This window comes from Kribbella sp. NPDC003505, assembly GCF_040610875.1.
Taxonomy (GTDB): domain Bacteria; phylum Actinomycetota; class Actinomycetes; order Propionibacteriales; family Kribbellaceae; genus Kribbella.
This window is the reverse complement of the sequence record NZ_JBEXNA010000005.1, coordinates 318,231-333,201: the sequence shown is the minus strand read 5'-3', so window position 1 is coordinate 333,201 and position 14,971 is coordinate 318,231. Positions and strand designations below refer to the sequence as shown.

11 protein-coding genes are annotated in these 14,971 nt (G+C 69.2%); 5 read left to right on the top strand and 6 right to left on the bottom strand.

Features of this window, described 5'->3' with window-relative positions:
• Positions 1-3: 3 nt before the first annotated feature.
• The 5 genes from lanKC to ABZX12_RS19510 all read right to left on the bottom strand — a co-directional run bounded on the left by lanKC (position 4) and on the right by ABZX12_RS19510 (position 5,832).
• The gene (gene lanKC / locus ABZX12_RS19530; protein ID WP_355694880.1) at positions 4-2,559 is read right to left on the bottom strand and encodes a class III lanthionine synthetase LanKC; all 2,556 of its coding nucleotides are present in this window, start codon (positions 2,557-2,559) and stop codon (positions 4-6) included.
• A gap of 234 nt (positions 2,560-2,793) precedes the next feature.
• Positions 2,794-3,855, bottom strand: a complete 1,062-nt coding sequence (locus ABZX12_RS19525) for an ABC transporter ATP-binding protein (protein ID WP_355694878.1) — start codon at positions 3,853-3,855, stop codon at positions 2,794-2,796.
• Positions 3,852-4,658 (bottom strand): molybdate ABC transporter permease subunit, encoded by an 807-nt coding sequence (modB, locus tag ABZX12_RS19520; RefSeq protein WP_355694876.1) that lies wholly within the window; start codon positions 4,656-4,658, stop codon positions 3,852-3,854. The genes ABZX12_RS19525 and modB overlap by 4 nt, the downstream gene beginning before the upstream one ends.
• Positions 4,655-5,437: a molybdate ABC transporter substrate-binding protein gene (gene modA, locus ABZX12_RS19515; RefSeq protein ID WP_355694874.1), complete on the bottom strand. Its 783-nt coding sequence runs from the start codon at positions 5,435-5,437 to the stop codon at positions 4,655-4,657. The genes modB and modA overlap by 4 nt, the downstream gene beginning before the upstream one ends.
• Positions 5,437-5,832 carry a TOBE domain-containing protein gene (locus ABZX12_RS19510; protein WP_355694872.1) on the bottom strand — a complete coding sequence of 132 codons (396 nt, stop codon included), beginning with the start codon at positions 5,830-5,832 and terminating at the stop codon, positions 5,437-5,439. The genes modA and ABZX12_RS19510 overlap by 1 nt, the downstream gene beginning before the upstream one ends.
• A gap of 100 nt (positions 5,833-5,932) precedes the next feature.
• On the opposite strand from ABZX12_RS19510, the gene ABZX12_RS19505 reads away from it, so the two are divergent.
• Both ABZX12_RS19505 and ABZX12_RS19500 read left to right on the top strand, forming a co-directional pair.
• Entirely contained in the window at positions 5,933-7,855 is a 1,923-nt protein-coding gene (locus tag ABZX12_RS19505) for an acyl-CoA dehydrogenase (protein WP_355694870.1), read from the top strand.
• On the top strand, positions 7,848-8,474 hold the full coding sequence (locus tag ABZX12_RS19500) for a hypothetical protein (RefSeq protein WP_355694869.1): 627 nt from the start codon (positions 7,848-7,850) through the stop codon (positions 8,472-8,474). The genes ABZX12_RS19505 and ABZX12_RS19500 overlap by 8 nt, the downstream gene beginning before the upstream one ends.
• Before the next feature lie 480 nt (positions 8,475-8,954).
• Here the strand turns inward: ABZX12_RS19500 and ABZX12_RS19495 are convergent, their stop codons facing one another.
• Positions 8,955-11,498, bottom strand: coding sequence for a bifunctional FO biosynthesis protein CofGH (locus ABZX12_RS19495; protein WP_355695448.1), 2,544 nt, complete (start codon positions 11,496-11,498; stop codon positions 8,955-8,957).
• Positions 11,499-11,616: 118 nt separating this feature from the next.
• Between ABZX12_RS19495 and ABZX12_RS19490 the strand changes: the two genes are divergently transcribed.
• Genes ABZX12_RS19490 through ABZX12_RS19480 form a run of 3 tightly spaced genes read left to right on the top strand, consistent with a single transcriptional unit; the run spans position 11,617 to position 14,923 of the window.
• Positions 11,617-12,171: a TetR family transcriptional regulator gene (locus ABZX12_RS19490; RefSeq protein ID WP_355694867.1), complete on the top strand. Its 555-nt coding sequence runs from the start codon at positions 11,617-11,619 to the stop codon at positions 12,169-12,171.
• 50 nt (positions 12,172-12,221) lie between these two features.
• Complete coding sequence (locus tag ABZX12_RS19485) at positions 12,222-14,528, top strand: CehA/McbA family metallohydrolase (protein ID WP_355694865.1); 2,307 nt, start codon at positions 12,222-12,224, stop codon at positions 14,526-14,528.
• On the top strand, positions 14,528-14,923 hold the full coding sequence (locus ABZX12_RS19480) for a hypothetical protein (RefSeq protein ID WP_355694863.1): 396 nt from the start codon (positions 14,528-14,530) through the stop codon (positions 14,921-14,923). Before ABZX12_RS19485 ends, ABZX12_RS19480 begins: the two co-directional genes overlap by 1 nt.
• The last annotated feature ends 48 nt before the right edge of the window (positions 14,924-14,971 follow it).

Sequence of the window (14,971 nt, the reverse complement as noted above, 5' to 3'; positions counted from 1 at the left end):
GTTTTACACCTCCTTCGGTGCGGTTCGTGGGGATGGGGACTCGGACCACTGGGGAGGTCCGAGGAACGGGAGGGACACCGGCGCGTCGTGCAGCGCCGTGCCCAGGGCCAGCAGGACGCCGGCCGATCCGGTCGCCAGGTCCATCGAGAGACGGAGCAACTGGTTGCCCGGGAACGCGAGACCGCCCTCGAACGGCATCGCGTGCCAGCCGAGACCGTGCGCCAGGTCGTCGACCTGGTCGCCCAGGGCAGCGGCGGCGAGGAGAATGCCGGCGCGGCCCATGAACAGCCCTGGCTGGACGTAGTAGTCGCAGTGCGTGACCCGCTTGAGCTCCTGCAGTTGCGCGCCCAGCTCGTCGGATGGACGGTGGCGCAGGTAGCGCTCGAGGACGAGCGCGATGCCGACGGATCCCTCTTCCAGGTAGGGCAGGGTCCGCCAGCCCTGGTTCACCTGGCGCATCCCGTCCTCGGTGAGCACGGTGCGCTTCAGGTCCTGCCGGATCGCAATCTCCGCGAGGTCGAGCAGACCGGTGTCGCCGAGTTGCTCGAAAGCATTCAGGAACAGCAGCGCCGGGCCGGACGATCCGTACATCAGCCCGGCACGTGCGTGCTGCCCACCGCTGATCTCCGGTACGTCAGTGTCCAGCCGGTCGGCAACCAGATCGAGGACCCGGACCGCCTTCGCCCGGAGCGCCGGCTCGGTGTCGAAGTGCAGCAGGTTCAGGCCGATGCCGGCGAGGCCGGAGTGCAGCCCGAGCTCGCGGGAACTCCAGTCGTCGGCGAGAGTGCGGTCGACCAGGTCCAGCGCGTCCTGCCGGTAGCCGAGCTCGTCGAGGACATGGGCGACGCCGTGCAGACCGTCGTACAGACCGGGCCCCGTCGCGGTGCTGACGGCTTGCTTGCGCAGCCAGTCGTCGTACTCCGGGAAACGGCCGGCTCCGGTCTTGGCCAGCGCATACAGGACGCCGGCCGCGCCGGTCGCGAGGTCGATGCCGCCGCCGTCGCGGAACTGCGCGATGTCGCCGGGGAACAGCCGGTCGGTGCGCTCCGGTGTCGCGCTCGCGACGATCGCCTTGGTGAGCGCCTGACGTACGCCGGTCCAGCCTGCCCGGCCGGGCAGTGCGATGCCGTCGAGCTCGTCGGTCGCGTGGGCGCCGACGATCGTACGCACCGCGTCGTCGAGCGTGTCGCGCGCCACGGGGAATGTCTCGGCGATCATGTCCGCGAGCTGGAACGCCTTACCAGGATGGAGATTCAGCAGGATCGTCGCCTGCGGCGCGAAGACGCCGAGCGCGATACAGGCCAAGGCATACCGGTCGACGTCGACGCCTTGCCGGTCCTGCGGAGCGGCGTACCCGGGATGGGCGAGCGTCGAGCGGGCGCGGTCCTCGGCCCTGGTCGCGACCTCGAAGTCGATCAGCGTGAGCTTGCCGTTCACGTCGAGCAGCAGGTTGTCCGGGTGCAGGTCGCAGAACACGACACCGCGCTCGTGCAGCTGCCCCACGGCCTCGCCGACCTTCGCGATCATCGCGGTCGCCCATTCGGCGTACCCGGCCTTGTCGGCCTCGGTCGCGTCCGGGTGCGTCAGCGGATACCGCCGGACCAGCTCGCGTTGCAGTGACACCGAGTCGATGTGCTCCTGCACGAGGAAGTGATGGTCGCCGAGCTGGAGGTAGTCGTGCGTCCTCGGCACGGCGTCCAGGCCGGCGAGCTGCTCGAGGATGTCGCGCTCGTGGGCGATCCGCGCGACCGCGTCCCGCCCGGACATGTCGAGCCCGGCGTGCGGACGGCCCTCCTTGAGGACGACGCGGTCGCCGGTCTCGTTGTGGTGGCCGAGATACACGCCGCCGCCGTTGGAGAACTGGATCACGCCGTCGATCGTGTATGCGAGGTCGTTGGTGGTGACCGCGTTGCGCGCGTCGAGATGCGGCTGCAGGAAGTCCGGCAGCTGGACCCAGGGCGGCGTGACGAAGGTCGGGCCGCGGTGGTCCGGCACGAGGGTGCCGTTGGCGTCCTCGATCGCGAGCACGCGCTCGCCGGTCGGCGACAGGCAGTGCCTGCTGACGAAGGCGCCGTACCGCACGAACAGCGGGCCGTCGGCGTAGCGCAGATCGCTCAGGATGTAAGGCCCTTCGACGCCCTGGAGGACCTCGTTCAGCTCCTTCAGCACGAGCTCGAGCTGGGCCTCGTCGGTCGGGTAGATCGTCACCAGCTTGCCGCTCGACCCGCGGGGGGCGGCCTTGGAGTTGACCATCACCAGGACGGCCTCGTTGCGCAGGTACTTGAACGCGATGCCGTGCGGGACGCAGTACTCCCACACGGCGTCGAGCGTCCGCTCGACGTCCTGGAGCCGCGCCGACACGTGAACCTTCCAGCCCTGCGGGGGCAGCTGGAGATGCTCCGGCGCGTAGTGCATCCACTGCTCGCCCGGCACGTGCCGCCACCCGCCTGGCTCCGGCCGCTGCGTGATCGCGAAATCCGGATGCTGGGCACCACGGTTGGCCGGCGTCTCGTAGAACCGCCGATCCGCAAGGCAGTAGAACTCGTAGCTCTCGTGCATGACTGTCCGACCCCCCCTTTCCGTTGGTGCCCGCCACATCTTGGGCGCCCGGAGCAGGGTCGGCGTAGTGCACGATGTCATCACTCTCGTGTGAAGAACCCACACACTACGAGTGAGTAAGTAAACACTCTTCGTTACAGTACCGCGCGCCGTGAGCGTGAATCGCCCCGTAACACCATGTCAATCCACGACAACCCCGTCACGGCCCGTAACTTCCAGCCTGATGCCTCGTGCTCACACCGGGTAGGTGTGGACCTCGGTGGCTTTGAGGGTGGTGTGGAGGAGTTGGCCGGGGGTTAGGTGGAGGTCGGCGACGGCGGCTGTGGTGATGTCGGCGAGGAGGTCGGCGGGGCCGGCGGGGGCTGCGTTCAGGCGGACGCGGACGGTGTGGGCGTGCTGCTCGATGCCGGTGACGACGGCGGGCCAGGTGTTGCGGGGGCTGCCGGACGGGGGCTCGGGGTAGAGGCTGACGGCTGCGGGCGGGAAGGCCACGTGCACCGGACCGGTGGCTGGTTCGGCGAGGGTGATGGTGCCGCCCTCGGTGAGGGTGACTGTGGTGCCGGATGCGTTGCCGCGGTAGAGGTTGAGGCCGACCAGTTGAGCTACGTAGTCGGTGCGCGGCCGATGGGCGACCTCGGTGGGTTTGCCTTCCTGGACGACCTGACCGTTCTCGATGATGATCAGGCGGTCGGCCAGGACCATGGCGTCCAGCGGGTCGTGCGTCACGAGCAGCGTGCGCCCTTCGAAGCGCCTCAGATGCTGACCGAGCTCGGCTCGGACGTGCAGCGTCGTGCTGGCGTCCAGCGCGGCGAGTGGTTCGTCGAGCAGAAGGAGTTCGGGGTCCGTGGCCAGTGCTCGCGCCAGGGCGACCCGCTGGGCCTGCCCGCCGGACAGCGCGCGGGGACGAGTACGGGCGTACTGCGACAGGCCGACCGTCTCGAGCCAACGCGCAGCCTCCACTCGGGCGGTCTGTTTCTCGACACCGCGGGCGCGCAGCCCGAAGGCCACGTTCTCCAAGCAGCTGAGATGGTTGAAGAGCAGGTAGTCCTGGAACACGACGCCGATCGGCCGGCGGTCCGGCGTACGAAAGGTGCTCGGCGGCTCGTCCCACACTGTGAAGTCCAGGGCGATACGTCCGCTGTCCAGCGCGAGCAGTCCGGCGATCGCACGCAGTGCTGTGGTCTTGCCGGCGCCGTTGGGCCCGAGCAGGGCGACGACCTCGCCCGGCTCGACCGTCAGGTCCAGTGCGAGACCGAAGGAGCCGCGGCTCACCCTTAGGTCGGCGTACAGGGTCACCGGAGCCCACCGATCCAGCGCTCGCGAAGAGAAGCCAGTACGACGACAGAAACGAGCAGGAGCACGAGACTCAGTACGACGGCCACGTCAGGGTCTGTCTCCAGCGCCAGGTACACGGCCAGCGGCATGGTGGTCGTACGGCCGGGGAAGTTGCCCGCGAACGTGATGGTCGCGCCGAACTCGCCCAGTGCGCGCGCCCAGCACAGAACCGTGCCGGCAACGATCCCTGGTGCGATCGAAGGAAGCGTGACGCGCCTGAAGGTGGTCCACCGTCCAGCACCGAGTGTTGCGGCTGCCTCCTCGTATCGCGGGTCGGCGGCACGCAGGGCGCCTTCGACGGAGATCACCAGGAACGGCATGGCCACGAATGCCTCGGCGACGACCACACCGGCGGTCGTGAACGGCAACGAGATACCGAACCAGGCATCGAGGTGCTGGCCGATCAGACCGCGTCGCCCGAGCACCAGCAGCAGCGCAATACCGCCGACAACCGGCGGCAGCACCAGTGGAACCGTCACGAACGCCCGGATCACGCTGCGGCCGGGCAGTCCGCCACGAGCAAGCAGCCATGCGAGCGGGACGCCCAGCAGCAAGCACACAACAGTTGCGGCAGTCGCGCAGACCAACGACAGCCTCAGCGCCTGCCACACCTCAGCGCTGAACAGCTGCCCCGGCAGCGTCGACCAGGGGGCTTTGGCGAGCAGCCCGATCAACGGAACGACCAGGAACGCCAACCCGAGCAGTGCAGGCAGCAACAGCACGAGAGGGACGCGCCCGCTCGTACTCCTGCTCCGACGACTCATGGCGCGTCGAAGCCCGCCGCGGTCAGCACCGCCTCGCCTTTGTCGGACAGCACGTACTCCACGAACGCCTTGGCTCCGTCCGGGTTCGGAGCCTCGGACAACGTGGCGATGGGGTACTCGTTGACGGCTTTGGCCGACTCCGGGAACTCGATGCCCTCGACCTTGTCCTTGGCGGACAAGACGTCAGTCTTGTAGACGAGTGCCGCGTCGACCTCGCCGAGACCGACCTTGGTGAGCGCCGCCTTCACGTCCTGCTCGAGGCTGTCGGGCTGTGCGGTGATCCCGACGGCCTCGAACACCTTCTCGGCAGCCGCTCCGCACGGGACCTGCGCGGCGCAGATCGCGATCTTCTTGTCCTTGTCGGCGAAGTCCTTGATCCCGGTGATCCTGCCCGGGTTGCCCTTCGGCACGGCGATCTCCAGCGTGTTCTTCACGAAGGTGGTCGGCGTGCCCTTGTCCTTCACGTCGTCCATGTTCTTCGGCGCCGCCGAAGCGAAGACGTCCGCGGGTGCGCCCTCGTTGATCTGCTTCGCGAGCGCCGAGCTGCCGGCGAAGTTGAAGTGCACCTTCACGCCGGGGTGCGCGGCCTCGAAGTCCTTGCCGAGCTGGGTGAACGTCCCGGTCAGTGAAGCGGCGGCGAACACCTCGACGGTCCCGGACACCGTCGGCCTCCCCGAGCTGCCCGACGATGACGACGCGGCGGGGCTGTCGTCGCCGCACCCGGCCAGGGTGAGCGCGGCGATCGCGGCGAGGACTGCGAACGCGGTACGGCCGACCATCAGGCCTCCGGGATCTCGACGACGACATGGGTGGACTTGATCGAGGCGACGGCCACCACGCCGGGCTCCAGGCCGAGCTCGTCGGCGGCCTCACGACTCATCAGCGAGACGACGCGGAAGGGCCCGGCCTGCATCTCGACCTGGGCCATCACGCCGTCCTTGAGGACCCGGGTGACGATGCCCCGCATCCGGTTCCGCGCCGAGGCCGCGGCCGTGTGACCCGGCTCCGGGGAGTCGGCCAGCTGCTGGGCGAACGCGGCCAGCGCCTGCCCGTCGACGGCCATCCGCCCGTTCACCTGTTTCGACGCCAACCGGCCCTGCTCGATCCAGCGTCGCACCGTGTCGTCGCTGACGCCCAAGAGCGCGGCTGCCTCACTGATCCGCAAATTCGGCACGAGAGAAAGCGTACCGCCGTAGATGCGGATTGATGCCAGCTTTTCCACAGTCGGAGAACGGTGACGGAAAGTAGCGGCGATTCCTCGTAAGTTAGAGGACATGAGCACATCGGCGATGCGGGACTACTTGGACGGGCCGCACAAAGCGGCGCGGGACGTCGTGCGGGCCGGCCTGGCCGCGCACGCCGACCTGGGTGATCTGGCCGTGCGGCTGCCGCGCGACGAGTACCGGGACCGGATCCTGGACCTGTTGCTGGAGTCGGCCGCGGACGGGCTGCCCGGGCGCGGCTACCCGAAGGAGTACGGCGGTGAGGCGGACCTGGGCGGGTTCATCGCGGCCTTCGAGACGCTGGCCTTCGGCGACCTGTCGCTGATGGTCAAGGCCGGTGTGCAGTTCGGCCTGTTCGCCGGCGCGATCCTGCACCTCGGGACGAAGCCGCATCACGAGCGCTGTCTCGCGGACGCGATCAGCGGGCGGCTGCTCGGCTGCTTCGCGATGACCGAGACCGGTCACGGGTCGAACGTGCAGGCCCTCGGGACGACGGCGACGTACGACGAGGCGACCGAGGAGTTCGTCGTGCACACGCCGACCGCGGCGGCGCGCAAGGACTACATCGGCAACGCGGCGCGCCATGGGCGGATGGCGGCCGTGTTCGCGCAGTTGGTCGTCGGCGGGCAGAGTCACGGGGTGCACTGCCTGCTGGTGCCGATCCGGGGCGCGGACGGCTCGGCGCTGCCGGGCGTGACGTTGTCGGACTGCGGTCCGAAGCTCGGGCTGAACGGCGTCGACAACGGGCGGATCGTCTTCGACCAGGTCCGCGTCCCGCGGGACGCCCTGCTCGACCGCTACGCCCAGGTCGATGCTGACGGCAACTACACCAGTGCGATCGAGAATCCGGACCGCCGGTTCTTCACCATGCTCGGCACGTTGGTGCAGGGCCGGGTCTCGGTCGGCGGTGCCGCGATCAACGCGAGCAAGGTCGCCCTGACGATCGCGATCAGGTATGCCGCGCAGCGGCGCCAGTTCGGCGCACCGGGGAGCGACGAGGAGGCGCTCCTGCTCGACTACCGGATGCATCAGCGCAGACTGCTGCCGCTGCTCGCGCGGACGTTTGCGCTGCACTTCGCGCAGGCCGAGCTGGTGGAGGAGTTCGTCCGGGTGTTCAGCGACGACCGGGACGAGCACGACCGGCGCGCGCTGGAAGCGCAGGCGGCCGGGACGAAGGCGCTCGGGACCTGGCATGCGACCGAGACGATCCAGATGTGCCGGGAGGCCTGCGGCGGCGCGGGTTACCTGGCCGAGAACCGGTTGGCGACGCTGAAAGCGGACACCGAGGTGTTCACCACTTTCGAGGGTGACAACACGGTCCTGCTGCAGCTGGTCGCGAAGGGCCTGCTGACGGACTACCGCGAGTCGTTCGGCAAGCTGGACCCGTTGGGCACGGCGCGGTTCGTCGCCGCGCAGGCCGTGGAGATCGCAGTGGAGAAGGCAGCGCTGCGACCGTTGATCGAGCGGCTGCGCGACGCCGTACCGAATCGCAGCGACGCCGCCGACCCCGACGCGGGGCTGCGCGACGACGCGTACCACTCGGGCCTGCTGCGGTTCCGGGAGGAGCACATGCTGTCCGGCGTGGCACGGCGGTTGAAGGCGGGGATCGATGCGGGCGACGAGCCGTTCGACGTCTTCAACCGGTGCCAGGACCACGTGATCGCAGCCGGTCGCGCCCATGTGGACCGGGTCGTGCTCGAAGCGTTCCAGTCCGCGGTGCGGAACGCGCCGGACGAGATCCGGCCGCGGCTGCAGGAGCTGTACGACCTGCACGCGCTGGCCACGATCGAGACCGAGCGCGCGTGGTATCTCGAGCACGGGCGGCTGTCGCCCGGCCGGTCGAAGGCGATCACCGCGCTGGTCAACGAGCTGTGCGCGGCCGTCCGGCCGGCGGCGGTGGACCTCGTCGACGCGTTCGGAGTACCGGGCTCGGCAGTGGAGGTGCCCATGGTTGTACCGTCACAGCATGAGTGAGCCGATCGAACCCGCCTCGGCCGCCGAGGCCGCCCGTGAACTCGCCCGGGTGCTCCTGGAGCAGGCTGACGCTCTGGATCTGCACGACCTGCGGGCCACCGGCGCGATCGAGAACGTCAGGGTCCAGGCCCGGGCGCTCGCGGACGCCGTCCACGAACGAGGCTGGGGCGACATCTTCCTCGGGATCGACTCGTACGACCCTGACGAGCTGGACGACCTGCCGCTGGGACCGGACGACTTCGACGACCCCGCGGACTACCGGGAGATCGTCGAGGGCAGCCCGCTGGACGACCTCGAGGAGCTCGAGGAGCCGCTGGTCCCGGAGAACGGCGTGCGGCTCAGCTACCAGGCGCGCTACGACTACGTGGTGACGGACCCTGACGCCTTCGTGCAGTACGTGCGCAGCCGCGCGGACGAGGCGCAGAACGACGAGGTCATCGACGACATCGAGGACGCGCAGTCGGCCTTCGAGCTGCTCTGCTACCTCGACGGGCTGGGCTCGAAGGAGTACGAGTCGTTCGGGCTGGTCCCGGGCGGCGGCGAGGAGTCGCACAAGGTCGTCCAGTTCTCCCTGTGGGACCTGGACCCGACGCGTCGCGACGACACGTACCCGTACTAGGCCCTAGCAGGACAGAAAGCTGCCCGCTGTACCGGTCCCCAGCAGCACCGGTACAGCAAGGCAGCCTCCAGAAAGAAACGCCGACCGTGCCGGGTGTTGGTCGCCACCTCACTGGCGACCAACACCCCACCGACACGGCCGGCGTCCTGCTGTTGCCCCGAGAGGGCAGTGGCCCGAAGGAGGGCGGACCCGCGTCTCATTCCGTGACCGGCAGGGGAGGTACAGTCCGGTCGCGGACGGGAGTGCTGCGGGAACCACCTGGACCTTGTGCCGGCGACCCGTCCGTCGCCGACAACTGAACGTTGTCACGGCGCCCGGCGTACCGGGAATCCTCCGGTTCAAACATTTGCATTGCCTTTGAAGTAAGCAACGCTCAGTAAAACTTCCTTCACTTTCCGTGCAGATGTTGCCTGCCGCAACAACTAACCAGTTGTCAAGACTCCCTGCTGGGGCGGGACGCGCCGCCGGTCCGGTGACTCGTCAGGCGAGTTCGAGCTCCGTGGCCGGGCGCGCGGGGACGTCACCGTACGTCGTGGTGCGCTGGCGGGCCGGACGGCCGGCGGCGGTCGCCATCGCGGTCAGTTCGGCGATCGACTTGCGGCTGCCGTGCTTGGAGCCGGCCATCCGGCTGATGGTCTCCTCCATCAGCGTGCCGCCGATGTCGTTGACGCCGCCGTTCAGGACGGCGACGCAGCCGTCGACGCCGAGCTTCACCCACGAGCACTGGATGTTGTCGATCCGGCCGTGCAGCATGATCCGCGCCATCGCGTGCACCGCCCGGTTCTCGTCGTACGTCGGGCCGGGCCGCGCCACGCCGGCCAGGTAGATCGGCGAGTTCTGGTGGATGAACGGCAGCAGGACGAACTCGGTGAAGCCGCCGGTCTCGTCCTGGACCGCGGCGATCGTTCGCAGGTGCTGGACCCAGTGGTGCGGCGCGTCGACGTGGCCGTACATCATCGTCGAGCTGGACGGCAGGCCGACCTTGTGCGCGGTGCTGATCACCTCGATCCAGCTTGCCGTCGGCAACTTTCCCTTGGTGAGGATCCAGCGGACGTCGTCGTCGAGGATCTCGGCCGCGGTGCCGGGGATGCTGTCCAGCCCGGCCTCCTTCACCGAGATCAGGAACTCCTCGATGGACAGGCCGGTCCGAACCGAGCCGTTCACGATCTCCATCGGCGAGTAGGCGTGGACGTGCATGTCCGGTACCCGGTCCTTGACCGCGCGGACCAGATCGGCGTACGCCGTACCCGGCAGGTCCGGGTGGATGCCGCCCTGCATGCAGACCTCGGTCGCGCCGATCACCCAGGCCTCCTCGGCGCGCTGGCCGACCTCGTCCATCGACAGCGAGTAGGCGTCGGCGTCGGTACGGCGCTGCGCGAACGCGCAGAACCGGCAGCCGGTGTAGCAGACGTTGGTGAAGTTGATGTTCCGGTTCACCACGTAGGTCACGTCGTCGCCGACCGTTGCCTTCCGCAAGTCGTCGGCGATCCGCGCGAGCTGGTCCAGCGCCGGCCCGGTCACAGTCATCAACGTCAACGCCTGCGCGTCCGACAGCCCCGCCGGGTCACGCTCAGCGGCGGCCAAGGCCGCCTTCACATCGGCGTCGATCCGCTCGGGTGCGGTCGAGCCAGGTGCCTCGCCGATGCCTGGCGTGGTTGCCGGCGCTTCGGTGGCGCGGCGTTCGGCGACCTGTTCGCGGAGGACGTCCCAGTCGCCGTAGGCGGCGTCGAAGTCGGAGCGGGTCTCCGTGCGCCGGCCCTCGGTGTCGATCGCGGTGTGCAGGTCGGTGCGGCCGACGCTGTCCCAGCCGCCGTCGGGCTCCTGCCACGGGAGACCGGCCGGCTTCGCGTTCTCGTTCGCCAGGCCGGTGGCCGGGTCGACGAGCGCCTCCACGTGCGAGATCAGCCGCGGATCGAGCCAGGGCTCCCGCAGGTACTCCGGATGCGCGGTGAGCCGCTCGCGCAGCACGAACCCGGCATCGGCGGTCACCTTCGCGAGGTCGTCGATCTGCGGCCACGGCCGCTCCGGGTTCACGTGGTCGGGCGTCAGCGGCGAAACCCCGCCGAAGTCGTCAACACCCGCGTCCAGCAGCGCGCGGCACTCGGCCAGGTCGACCAGGTTCGGCGGCGCCTGGACACGAACCCGCGGCCCGAGCACGATCCGCGTGGCGGCGATCGCGGCCAGCCACTCGTCCAGCGGCACGTCGGCGTCGTTGCGCATCGCGGTGTCCGGCTTCACCCGGAACCCCTGGATGATCACTTCCTGGATGCCGTTGTACTGCCGGGCGATTTTCCGCAGCGCGAAAATCGAGTCGGAACGTTCCGTCAGCGTTTCCCCGATGCCGATCAGCAGCCCGGTCGTGAACGGCACGTTCGAACGCCCGGCGTCCTCGAGCACCCGGAGCCGGACCGCCGGGTCCTTGTCCGGCGACCCGAAGTGCGGCTGGCCCTTTTCCTCGAACAGCCGCCGCGACGTGGTCTCCAGCATCATCCCCATGCTCGGCGCGACCGGCTTCAGCCGCTGCAGGTCCTGCCACGACATCACGCCCGGGTTCAGGTGCGGCAGCAGGCCGGTCCCCTCGAGGACCCGGATCGCCATCGCCCGGACGTAGTCGAGCGTGCTGTCGTACCCGGCCTCGTCGAGCCACGTCCGCGCCGCGTCCCACCGCTCCTCGGGGGCGTCGCCGAGCGTGAACAGCGCTTCCTTGCAGCCCAGTGCCGCACCCTGTCGCGCGATCTCCAGCACCTCGTCAGGAGACAGGTAAGGCGCGTGCACCCGGCCGGGTGTGGTCGCGAACGTGCAGTAGTGGCACCGGTCCCGGCACAGCCGGGTCAGCGGGATGAAGACCTTCTTCGAGAACGTGATGATCCCGGGCCGGCCGGCGTCGGCCAGGCCCTGGTCGCGGACCCGGGCCGCGGTCGCCATCAGCGCGGTCAGTGCGTCACCGCTCGCGCCGAGCAGCACCTCCACCTCCGCCGGGTCGAGGGTCTTGCCGTCGTCCGCGCGCCTCAGCGCGCGCCGCATCGCTGTCGTCAGTTCTGAGGGGGCCACGAGATCCGAGCCTAAGTCGCGGAAAACGCTGGATCCCGCGATTCCGGACAGCAAAATCAATCCGTACGAACGTCCTGATAGTTTGCTGTTCGTGCAGGTCAGGCGGGGTGTCGACGGGCGCCGGGCACGCGGTGAGCAGCGCCGCGGCGAGCTGCTCGCGGCGACGCTGACCGTGATCGAACGCGACGGAGTCGCAGGTGTGAGTCATCGCGCGGTGGCCGCCGTGGCCGACGTGTCGATTGCGTCGATCACCTATCACTTTCCGACACTGGACGACCTGCTGGTCGCCGCGCTGCAGGCGGCCGCCGAGGACCTCGCCGCCGAGCTGCACGGCCGCGGGAGCGAGCTGGGCGCGCGGCCGGCCGACGAGCTGGCCAGGCTGATCGAGCACAGCGTCGTACGGCGACGTGGGCGGACTCTGGCGCTGTACGAGCTGTACCTGTTCGCGGCCCGGCGGCCGGATCTGCGGGAGACGGCCGGGGCGTGGTTGGAGCCGCTGACGGAAATCGCCCGCGCCTTCACGGCGGATCCGCAGAAGGCGAGACTCCTGGTGGCTGCGCTCGACGGTCTGTTGATGCAGGCCCTGATCGGTGCCCGCGACCTGGACCAGGCGGACGTCGCCGCGTTATTGGAGGTGCTGAGGTAGCCGGTGCCGAGTAGGGTCGCGAAGGAACTCGCCATCAGGGAGGTCCCTCGGTGTCAGAGCCGCCAGTGCAGCCCTTGTTCGCGTCCGCGGTCCGCGCCGTCCGGAAACTGCAGGAACTCGGCGATCCGCTACCGGCCGACGCTGTCACCCAACTGTCCAAGCTCGAGAGCAGTTCGCTGAGCGAGGCCGAGCGCCGGAGCCAGCTCGAGACCCTGCTGCGGCCGTTCGTCCTGGTGGACGTGTTGATCGACGAGCAGGGCATGGCGCGGAGCGCGCCCGGTGCCGCGCCGCCATGCCTGGTCCAGCACGGCTGGCGGAGTTTCCTCGTACGGGTGGCGAATCCGCACCGCATCGAGGCCGAGCTGGCGACGTGGGACGGCGGCACGTACGGACTGATCGACTACCAGAGCCACTCCGCGCGGATCGCCTTGCACGACACGCTGACCGTCGTTCCGCGGATCAAGAACGCATGGCTGAACGCGAAGCTCGCGGCGCCGGGCGAACTGTCCGGCCTCGAGGTCGAGTACAAGGTCATCAGCCTTTACGCCCGCGACGACGGTGTTCGGTCGGGTGGCGTGATGCTGCTCGCGGCAGACGAGCACAACCACAGGAGTCTGAGTCGATCGCCGCTGCGGATCGCCGGTCAGCGGACGGGCTTCGAGCTGCGTGAGTACGGCGCTTCGTTCGAGTTCGACTGCGCCCCGGCGCGCGAGATCCAACTCGACATCCGCGAGCCCGACGGCCGCAGTTGTATGGCCGCGATCACCATCCAGGACGGGCAAGGTCGCTCGTACCCGTCCAAGGCGATGCGGCTGGCGCCGGACATGTTCTTCCACGAACACGTTTACCGAGCGACCGGCGAGGTGGTCCGGCTGCCCGAAGGAAAGTACCGGGTTTCCGCGATCCGCGGTCCGGAGTACCGGTCGGTGCTGCTGGACGCCGAGGTCGGCGCGGAAACGGACAGCATTCCGATCACGCTCGACCGCTGGGTCGATCCGGCGAGCCACGGGTACTACTCCGGCGACCCGCACATCCATGCCGGCGGATGCTCGCACTACAACGTCGCCAGCGAAGGCGTCACGCCCGAGACGATGATCCGGCACGTCCGCGGTGAGGGCCTGTGGCTCGGCAGCGTGCTCACCTGGGCGCCGTGCTACTACCACCAGAAACAGTTCTTCAGCGGTGAGTCGATCAGCCCGCCGGCCGACCTCGAGTACCCCGCGATGCAGGCCGCTCAGGGCATGACGTGGGCACCCAGACCGACGGACCTCGACGGCGAGAGCGCCCTGCGGTACGACGTCGAGGTTTCCGGTTTTCCGTCCAGCCATTCCGGCCATGTGATTCTGCTCGGGCTCTCCGACCAGGACTTCCCGGGCACGTCCGTGATCGAGGACTGGCCGTCGTGGAACCTGCCGGTGATGCGTTGGGGCAAGGCACAGAACGCGCTGGTCGGGTACGCGCACTGCGGGCTCGGTCTGGCGGTCGGCACCGAGGAGCTGCCCAACTATGTCGTGCCGTCGTTCCAGAGCATCGGCTCGAACGAGATCGTCGTCGACGTGCCGCTCGGTGCCGCCGACTTCCAGTGCGGCGCGGAGTTCGCGCCCGCGTCCGAACTGAACATCTGGTACCACCTGCTCAGCGTCGGCTACCGCACGCTGATGCTCGGCGAGACCGACTATCCGTGCATCTACGACGAGGGCCCCGGCGTCGGGCGCACGTATGTGCGACTGACCGATCCGCCGTCGGGCCCGCAGGCGATCGAGGCCTGGATCGCCGGACTCCGCGAGAAAGCGTCGTACTTCGGTGACGGCCGCAGTCACGTGTTCGACCTGGCGGTCGACGGTGACGTCGGTCGTGAGCATCCGCTGGACGCGCCCGGGCAGGTGCGGGTCAGCGCGACGGTGGCCGTCTGGCTGCCCGAGCAGCCGCCGCCACCGCCGGCCGGGCGTCCGGCGTACAGTGCGCCGGTCGGCTGGCATCTCGAGCGCGCCCGGATCGGCACGTCGCGCGCGGTCGTCGTCGAGCTGGTGGTGAACGGCTTCGCCGTGGCGTCCCAGGAAGTGGTTGCCGACGGCATCGAGCAGGAGATCGCCTTCGACGTGACGGTGGAACGCTCATCCTGGCTGGCGTTGCGGATCCTGCGCAGCGTGCACACCCAGCCGGTCTTCGTCGAGGTCGGCGGGCAGCCCGTCCGGGCGTCGCGCCGCAGCGCGCAGTGGCTGCACGACTGCGTCGACCAGCTGTGGAAAGCGAAGTCAGGGTTCATCCGCGAGAACGAGCGGGACGCGGCGCGGCAGGCGTACGACGAGGCGCAGGCCGTCTACCTGTCGCGGCTCGAGGAATGCGAGGTCGACTGATGACTCACCACGCACCGGCAATCGGGTGCTGCGGACCGGTGGAGACCGACGCGCCGATCGCGGTGACGATCAATCCGGAGGCGCGGGTGAACGTTGCCCGCAGCGGCGCGCCCATCGGCACCTTGACGCCGGGGGAGTGGCACCCGATCGCCGTGACGGTCGTCAACGACGGCTTCGTCACCGGTCCGTTGGTCGTCGAGTCCGAACCGGTCAACGGGCTCCAGCTCGAGGTGCCGGCCCACGAGCTGACCGGGGAGCATCGACAAGAAACCGTGTTCCGCGTTCGGCTCGACGCGCCCACCGTGGTCGACGTGACATTGACTTTCCGCGCTCTCGGCGCGCTCGGCGGCCTAGCCAACCACAGCACGGTCGATCTGCTGCTGTCGGCCAGGTAGCGCCCGAGCTACCCGAGGCCGGGTGCTGGAGCCCGGGCGCGACGGCGT

Excerpts from the sequence above, each read along its gene's own strand:
- lanKC (WP_355694880.1), bottom strand. The coding sequence starts at position 2,559 with ATGCACGAGAGCTACGAGTTCTACTGCCTTGCGGATCGGCGGTTCTAC.
- ABZX12_RS19480 (WP_355694863.1), top strand. The coding sequence starts at position 14,528 with ATGACTCACCACGCACCGGCAATCGGGTGCTGCGGACCGGTGGAGACC.
- ABZX12_RS19500 (WP_355694869.1), top strand. The coding sequence starts at position 7,848 with ATGAGTGAGCCGATCGAACCCGCCTCGGCCGCCGAGGCCGCCCGTGAA.
- modB (WP_355694876.1), bottom strand. The coding sequence starts at position 4,658 with ATGAGTCGTCGGAGCAGGAGTACGAGCGGGCGCGTCCCTCTCGTGCTG.
- ABZX12_RS19495 (WP_355695448.1), bottom strand. The coding sequence starts at position 11,498 with ATGCGGCGCGCGCTGAGGCGCGCGGACGACGGCAAGACCCTCGACCCG.
- ABZX12_RS19505 (WP_355694870.1), top strand. The coding sequence starts at position 5,933 with ATGAGCACATCGGCGATGCGGGACTACTTGGACGGGCCGCACAAAGCG.
- modA (WP_355694874.1), bottom strand. The coding sequence starts at position 5,437 with ATGGTCGGCCGTACCGCGTTCGCAGTCCTCGCCGCGATCGCCGCGCTC.